This window comes from Arthrobacter sp. Y3223164, assembly GCF_059091005.1.
On record NZ_JBNHGF010000129.1, the window covers coordinates 1 to 6,938 of the forward strand.

At 67.6% G+C, this 6,938-nt stretch carries 6 protein-coding genes; 2 read left to right on the top strand and 4 right to left on the bottom strand.

Annotation, left to right across the window (positions count from 1 at the left end; all coding sequences use genetic code 11):
- Positions 1–209: 209 nt before the first annotated feature.
- A complete protein-coding gene (gene trhA, locus AC5RUJ_RS08505) occupies positions 210–971 on the bottom strand; it encodes a PAQR family membrane homeostasis protein TrhA (protein WP_494128029.1) in 762 nt (253 codons plus the stop codon).
- Positions 972–1,095: 124 nt separating this feature from the next.
- Between trhA and AC5RUJ_RS08510 the strand changes: the two genes are divergently transcribed.
- A complete protein-coding gene (locus AC5RUJ_RS08510; RefSeq protein WP_494001462.1) occupies positions 1,096–1,857 on the top strand; it encodes an isoprenyl transferase in 762 nt (253 codons plus the stop codon).
- A gap of 267 nt (positions 1,858–2,124) precedes the next feature.
- Positions 2,125–3,522 (top strand): RNA 5'-3' helicase PhoH2, encoded by a 1,398-nt coding sequence (phoH2, locus tag AC5RUJ_RS08515; RefSeq protein WP_494128030.1) that lies wholly within the window; start codon positions 2,125–2,127, stop codon positions 3,520–3,522.
- 135 nt (positions 3,523–3,657) lie between these two features.
- On the opposite strand, the gene AC5RUJ_RS08520 is transcribed toward phoH2, so the two are convergent.
- The 3 genes from AC5RUJ_RS08520 to AC5RUJ_RS08530 form a co-directional block, all read right to left on the bottom strand.
- Entirely contained in the window at positions 3,658–5,004 is a 1,347-nt protein-coding gene (locus AC5RUJ_RS08520; protein ID WP_494128031.1) for a sensor histidine kinase, read from the bottom strand.
- A complete protein-coding gene (locus AC5RUJ_RS08525; RefSeq protein WP_494128032.1) occupies positions 4,994–5,656 on the bottom strand; it encodes a response regulator in 663 nt (220 codons plus the stop codon). The genes AC5RUJ_RS08520 and AC5RUJ_RS08525 overlap by 11 nt, the downstream gene beginning before the upstream one ends.
- A 100-nt stretch (positions 5,657–5,756) precedes the next feature.
- Positions 5,757–6,668: an AfsR/SARP family transcriptional regulator gene (locus AC5RUJ_RS08530; RefSeq protein ID WP_494128033.1), complete on the bottom strand. Its 912-nt coding sequence runs from the start codon at positions 6,666–6,668 to the stop codon at positions 5,757–5,759.
- Positions 6,669–6,938 lie beyond the last annotated feature (270 nt).

The following is a 6,938-nucleotide window of genomic DNA, read 5'->3' on the forward strand; positions in this document are numbered from 1 at the left end:
TGGTTGTCGCGCGTTCCGGAGAGGCCCGGCCGCCGGAGGGGACGCCGCCGCTGCTGGCTGATAAGCCCGCCCCGACGGAAGGTGCGCTGGCTTACGTGTGCCGCGGGATGGTGTGCCGGCGGCCGGTGGCAACCGTCGACGGCCTGCTGGCCGAGCTGGGCGCGGGAGCAGGCTGAGTGCGGCACTTTTCCGGACGCCCGTGGTGAGAGTCAACCGGAGTTGCCGAGCACCGCGATCAAGATGGCGAGGTAATGGCAGGCGAAAGCCACCACGGTGCAGGCATGGAACAGCTCGTGGAAGCCGAACCAGGTGGGAGAGAAATTCGGCCGCTTGATCCCGTACACCACCGCACCGCCGATGTAGAGGACCCCTCCCGCGCAGATCAGGACCGCCGCGGGCACGCTGGCAGCGAAGAAGTCGGGCAGGTAGAACAGCGCGGCCAGCCCGAGTGCGCAATAAACCGGGACGTAGAGCCAACGCGGGGCGTGGGGCCACAACACCCGGAACCCGACGCCGGCGATGGCGCCGGCCCAGATCAGCCACAGCAGCAACGTGGCCTTCGCCGGTTCCAACAGTGACCAGGCCAGCGGCGTGTACGTTCCGGCGATGACCAGCATGATGTTGGTGTGGTCCAGGCGCTTGAGCACCAGCTTGACGTGCGGGCTCCAGTTGCCGCGGTGGTAGACGGCGCTGACCCCGAAGAGCAGCAAGCCCGTGACGGCGTAGACCGCGCAGGCCCATTTGGCCGCTGCCGTTGGCGCCAGCGCCACCAGGACAATCCCGGCCACCAGGGCCAGCGGGGTGGCCCCTGCATGCAGCCAGCCGCGGAACTTCGGCTTGATGTTGAGCGCGTCGGCTACCTGCTCCACGGCCCGCTCGATGGGGCCGTCCGTCGACTCCCGCCGGGCGGCGGAATCCTCGTAGCCGCCCCGGTAACCGGAGGGCCCGGAGGCGGCGCCGTGTTCACTCATGCGGTTATTCTAACGGCCGCCGCCACTCCTTGTTACCGGCCGGTAACAAGGAGTGGCGCGGAACCGGCCAGGCGGGGGGATAGAATTCTAAGTCGTGAACGGGCGATCAGGAAGGCGGGGTGCGGTGTCTCTTCCCGGCGTCCTGTACCGCCTGTATGAGCGGCGGCTGCAGCGTTCGCTGGCGCCCGACCGTATCCCGGGCCACATCGGTGTGGTGGTCGACGGTAATCGGCGCTGGGCCAGGCTGGCCGGGGCGCCCACCCGGGAAGGGCACCAGGCCGGAGCCGACAAGATCCTGGAGTTCCTGGGTTGGTGCGGCGACCTGGGCATCAAGGTGGTCACGCTCTACATGCTGTCCACGGACAACATGGGCCGCTCGGAAGACGAGTTGCGCGAACTGCTGGGTGTCATCGGCAACACCTTGGACCGGTTGGGCGAAGGCAAGAACGTGCGCGTCCATCCCGTCGGCGCGCTGGAGACGCTCCCGGCCGACCTCGCGGCCAAACTCAGCGATCTGGGGGAGCAGACCGCGGGGGTTAACGGCGTCCACGTGAACGTGGCCGTGGGCTACGGCGGCCGCCGGGAAATCGTTGACGCGGTCAAGGGCCTGCTCCGCCATGCCGACGCCGAAGGCAAGAGCCTGGCCGACGTCGCGGATACGCTGGCGGTCGAGGACATCTCCGGCTATCTCTACACCAGCGGCCAGCCGGACCCGGACCTGGTCATCAGGACCTCGGGTGAACAGCGGCTCTCCGGCTTCCTGATGTGGCAAAGCGCCTACAGCGAATACTACTTCTGCGAGGCCCTGTGGCCGGATTTCCGGCGCCTGGACTTCCTGCGCGCGCTCCGCGACTACGCCAGCCGCCAGCGCCGTTTCGGCGCCTGACGCGGCCGGCGGAGCGGGCGGCGGGCCAGCGTCGTTCCTGTTACGCAGAATTCATTGAAACGATTTCTTCCGGGCCCTTGTCTTAGTGAATTACATCCGCGTAATTTAGGACTATCAGTCGGCAAAACCGCAGATTGATCGGGAGGCCACCAGTTTGATGCGCACAGCGAAAGCCGCATCGGGGGAGGCCGGTTCCGGCCTGGTGGCCCTACCGTCCACGCCCCGCTTCACACAGTCGGAGCCGTCGCGCTCCGGACGGGAGCAAGCATGACCGCCACCAAGAATCCGCACCCAGCCGCCACGACCGGACCCGGGAAGCAGCCCGCCGCTGCCACCTCGTCCGGTCGTTCTGTTTCCGCCGGGGAAGCGGAAACAACCCGGGCGTCGTATGTCCTGGACACCTCCGTGCTGCTGTCCGATCCGCGGGCACTGCTGCGCTTCGCCGAGCACGAGGTGATCCTGCCGGTGGTGGTGATCACCGAGTTGGAAGGAAAGCGGCACGACCCGGAGCTGGGCTACTTTGCCCGCCAGGCACTGCGCCTGCTGGACGACCTGCGCGTACAGCACGGCGGCCTGGACCAGGCCATACCGCTGGGGGCGGAGGGCGGCACCCTGCGGGTCGAGCTCAACCATGTTTCGTCCGACGTGCTGCCGGCCGGATTCCGCGGCGGCGACAACGACAGCAGAATCCTGGCCGTGGCCAAGAACCTGGCCGTCGAGGGCCGCAACGTCACCGTGGTCTCCAAGGACCTGCCCCTGCGGGTGAAAGCGTCGGCGCTGGGGCTTCGCGCGGACGAGTACCGCAACGAACTTGTCAAAGACTCCGGCTGGACCGGCGTGGCCGAGCTGGACGTGGCCGACGACGACGTGACCGCGCTGTATGGACACGAGCCGGTGTTCATCCCGGAGGCGGCGGAGTTGCCCGCCAACACGGGACTGGTGCTGCTGTCCACCCGCGGGTCGGCCCTCGGCCGGGTGGGGGCCGACAAACAGGTGCGCCTGGTCAAGGGCGACCGCGACGTGTTCGGTTTGCACGGACGCTCCGCGGAACAGCGGCTGGCCATCGACCTGCTGATGGACCCGGAGGTAGGGATAGTCTCCCTCGGCGGACGGGCCGGTACCGGCAAGTCCGCCCTGGCGCTGTGTGCCGGGCTGGAGGCGGTGTTGGAGCGGCGCGAGCACCGGAAGGTGGTGGTGTTCCGGCCGCTGTACGCCGTTGGCGGCCAGGAACTCGGGTACCTGCCGGGCTCGGAAGCCGAAAAAATGAATCCGTGGGCCCAGGCGGTGTTCGACACGCTCGGCGCCTTGGTTTCGACCGAGGTGGTCGAGGAAGTCATGGACCGCGGCATGCTGGAAGTGCTGCCGCTGACCCACATCCGCGGCCGCTCGCTGCACGACTCGTTTGTGGTGGTGGATGAGGCGCAATCGCTGGAGAAGAACGTGCTGCTGACGGTGATGAGCCGGATCGGCCAGAACTCCAAGATCGTCCTCACCCACGACGTGGCCCAGCGTGACAACCTGCGGGTCGGGCGCCACGATGGCATCGCCGCCGTCGTGGAAACGCTCAAGGGACACCCGCTCTTCGGCCACGTGACGCTGACACGGTCCGAGCGCTCGCCCATCGCGGCCCTGGTCACGGAGCTGCTGGAGGGCGCCGATATCTAGCCTGCGGCCTTCGCGTCCAGGGGCGGGAAGCGGGCTGCCGCAGCGTGGCCCGCTTTCCGCCGAAGGCAGCCGGCCGATCGCCGCCTCACCGCACCGGGGGTTGCCGCCGGCTGCGCCCCGGCAGGCGCCATGCAACTATTGCCCGGCAGGAAAGGCCATGACGATCCGGGTGCCCGCGCCGGGGGCGGATTCAACGTGCAGCGTACCGTCGGCCTCGCGGACGGTGTCGCGCATGATCCGGAGGCCGAAGTGTTCGGCCCGCCGGGCGGCCTCAGGAGTAAAGCCGACGCCGTCGTCGACGACCTCCAGCACCACTGCCTTGTCGGACTGCCTCAGCGAAACCTTGACCAGCCGGGCGGACGCATGCTTGGAAGCATTGGTCACGGCTTCACGTGCCGCCCGGTAGAGCAAATCGGGGCAGGCGAGGGCGGCGGGCTCGGGGAAGTCGATCTCCAGTTGCCAGCCCGCTCCCCGTTGGCGGACCAGCACACCCAATCCGTCGAGCGCGGCCGGGAGGCCCTCGGCCGACAGGTCCGGCGGGTACAACGTCAGCGTGATACGGCGCAAGTCGTCGATGCTGCCCTTCACAATATCCCGTGCCAGCGCATGGAAGTCGCTGTCCGAAGCGGTCTGCTGCTGTTCGCGCGCTTCCAGGCTGTAGGCCAGCCCCGCCAGCTCCTGGATGACGCCGTCGTGGAGGGTCCGGGCCAAACGCCGGCGTTCCTCTTCCGAGGCCGCGATCGATTTCTGCAGCAGTCCACGCCGGATTTCACTGGCCTTCCGCATGCGGCGCGCCATTCGAAGGGCCGGTCCAAGCTGGAGAAACTGCAGCACGGCCAACGCGACGAGGATGACGGGCAGGATGCCCAGCATCTCGTCCTGCATGCGGTTGATTTCGTTCGCCGGGTGAGACAGTTCGAAGATGTAGTCATTTCCATCTCCGGCCTGTGCCCGCACATACACGTTGACCAGCTCGGCGCGGCCCAGCCCGAAGATGTTGTCGCCGGGGGGATCTTCGACGACGCTGACGGGGGCATCCTCCTGCAACCGGGCCAGAAGTTGGGCCGGCAGGTCGATCTGCTGTCCGATCAGTGCATCGACGTCGGAATAGACAATCGAGCCGTCGAGATCCCGGACAGTGACCCGCAGAATGTGGCCGTCGTCGATCATCGGGTCCACTTCGCTGTCCAATTCGGCCAAGGCCTCCGGAACCCCGGCCAGCGCCGCCTCCGTGACGTCCTGGGCGAATTGGTGGTCGACGATTTGTGTCGTGCGTTCCGCGGCGTGGAGGAGGGCATGGTCGGCAGCCAGCGAGCGGGCGACCATGATCACCGGCACCGTGACGATGATCAGTGCCGCAAGCCCCGACAGCGCGAAGCGGCGCAGGGCCGCCTGCATTTCCGAGGGCTTCCGGCGGCGGGACCCAGAGGGTGTTTCAGCGAGGATGCTGCGCCGGTCCTGCGCAGCCACGTCAACGACCATGCCCGCCGTCCAGCAGTTCCAGCCGCTGGGCGGTGGCGACGGCTTCCAGCTGTGAATGTGCGCCTAGCTTGGCCAGGATCGACTTCACGTAGCCCCGGCACGTGTGCGGGGATATTCCCAGCCTCCGGGAATTCGTGCGGACGTCGTTGCCTGCTGCCATGAGGGCCAATACCTGGTGCTCGCGTTTGGTCAGGGCAGGCCTGTCCACTGCCGTGGCCGGTGGAGCGGTGACGTATCGAGTGAGCGCGGACGGGTAGACCGACATGCTGCCGCTCCTGGCGTTCCGGACCGTCTCGAGCAGCGTTGACAGGGAACCGTCTTTGGGCAGGAAGCCGCAAAGACCCGAGGCGGCGGCGCGCGCCAGTACATTCAGCGACGGGTTGCCGGTCAACAAGATAATCCGTGTCTCCGGGGCAGCCTGCAGGATTTGCTCGGCCGCGCCGACCCCGTCACCGTCGGGCAGGTGGTAGTCCATGATGACCACGTCGGGCCGGGCCCGGCGGCACAAGGCAACCGCCTCGGTCACACCGGCGGCGCTGCCAACATTGGCCAGATCCGCTTCCCGGTCCAGCGCATCAGACAGCAACTCCGCGAAGGTCGTGTGATCATCCACGACGGCGATGCGTAGTTTTTGCTCCCCCAAAGAGCTCACTCCAGTTCCCCAACTCAAGACACAAAGGACTTGACCCCACCTCGAGTATGCACGGCGCGCGCCGGGAAGTACATATCGGGGCCGGCGGGGTCACCCGGCCTCAGCTGGCTGCGAGCGCCTTGCGCAGGAACGAGCTGAGGATGTCTCCCGCCGCCATGTACTGGGGTCCGGCCGGGGCGTCGACGGTGAAATGTTCCTTCCGGTGCTTTGCTGCCGGCGGGGTCAGCCGTTCGTTGAGCAGCAGCAGCGCCGCCAGGACTTCCGAAAGGCCGGACTGGGCGTCAGCGGTGGCCTTCAGCAGCCGCACGTGGACCTCCTGAAGGGCCGGGCCGGGGGCACAACCGAGGTCGCGGCCGAACAACCGCCGGCACCGTTCGTAGGCCTGCAACCCGTCGGCATGCCGCCCGCAAAGCTCCAGGCCACGGATCAGGACTGTCCACGCCGCTTCATTCAGCGGAGAAGCAGCAACGCACCGCTGGGCCCAGAGCACGGCGTCGTCGGGCCGATGCAAGGCCAGCGCGGCCTCCGCAGCCAATTGTTGGGCGTGCTGCACCGTTTCCGCATGGCCCGAACGGGCCTCTTCCGCCCAATCGGGAGTCAGCTCGTCGCCCAGCAGCGGCTCCGACGCGAGTGACAACGCCTCGGCCAACAAGGGGTAGGCCCTCGGCGGTTCGGCAAACTCGGCGGCCCGCACCAGGGCCTGGAAGCGGTGCAGGTCGACGTCGACCATGTCCCGGTCGATCATGTAACCGCCGTTGGCTGTGCGCAGCGGCCCCGTCTTTGCGCAGCCAGGCTGCAGGTTGCGCCGCAGGATGCTGACATAGCTCTCCAACGTGGCCAGCGCTTCACCCGGGGCGCGGCCGCCCCACAACAGGTGCACCAGCCGGTCCTTCGACATCGGCGAACCAACGTGCAACAGCAGGATTTCCAGCACCTGACGCGGCTTCGGGCCACCCAGTTTGTCGGCGGTCAACACGGTCCCGCCGCGACGAATCCGTAAGTTTCCGATCATTTGCACGGCCATGGGCATGGCCCATCCACTCAATTGCTCCACGATTCCCCCTCGCAGCACGCACCCCCCAATGAGTGCACTACCATCGTGCGCTGACTCCCCGACGGCGGGACAGCCTCGCCTGAGGGGTGCCGATACCCCTAATGTGAGGGGGACCGGGACGGCACCGGCTTTTTCCAAGGATGAATGGGGACTCTGGACTCGTGACCCCGGTGGCTTCGGCGCTGCACCTCACGGCCGGCCGGGCGCACGCCGCCGGGCCCTGGCCCC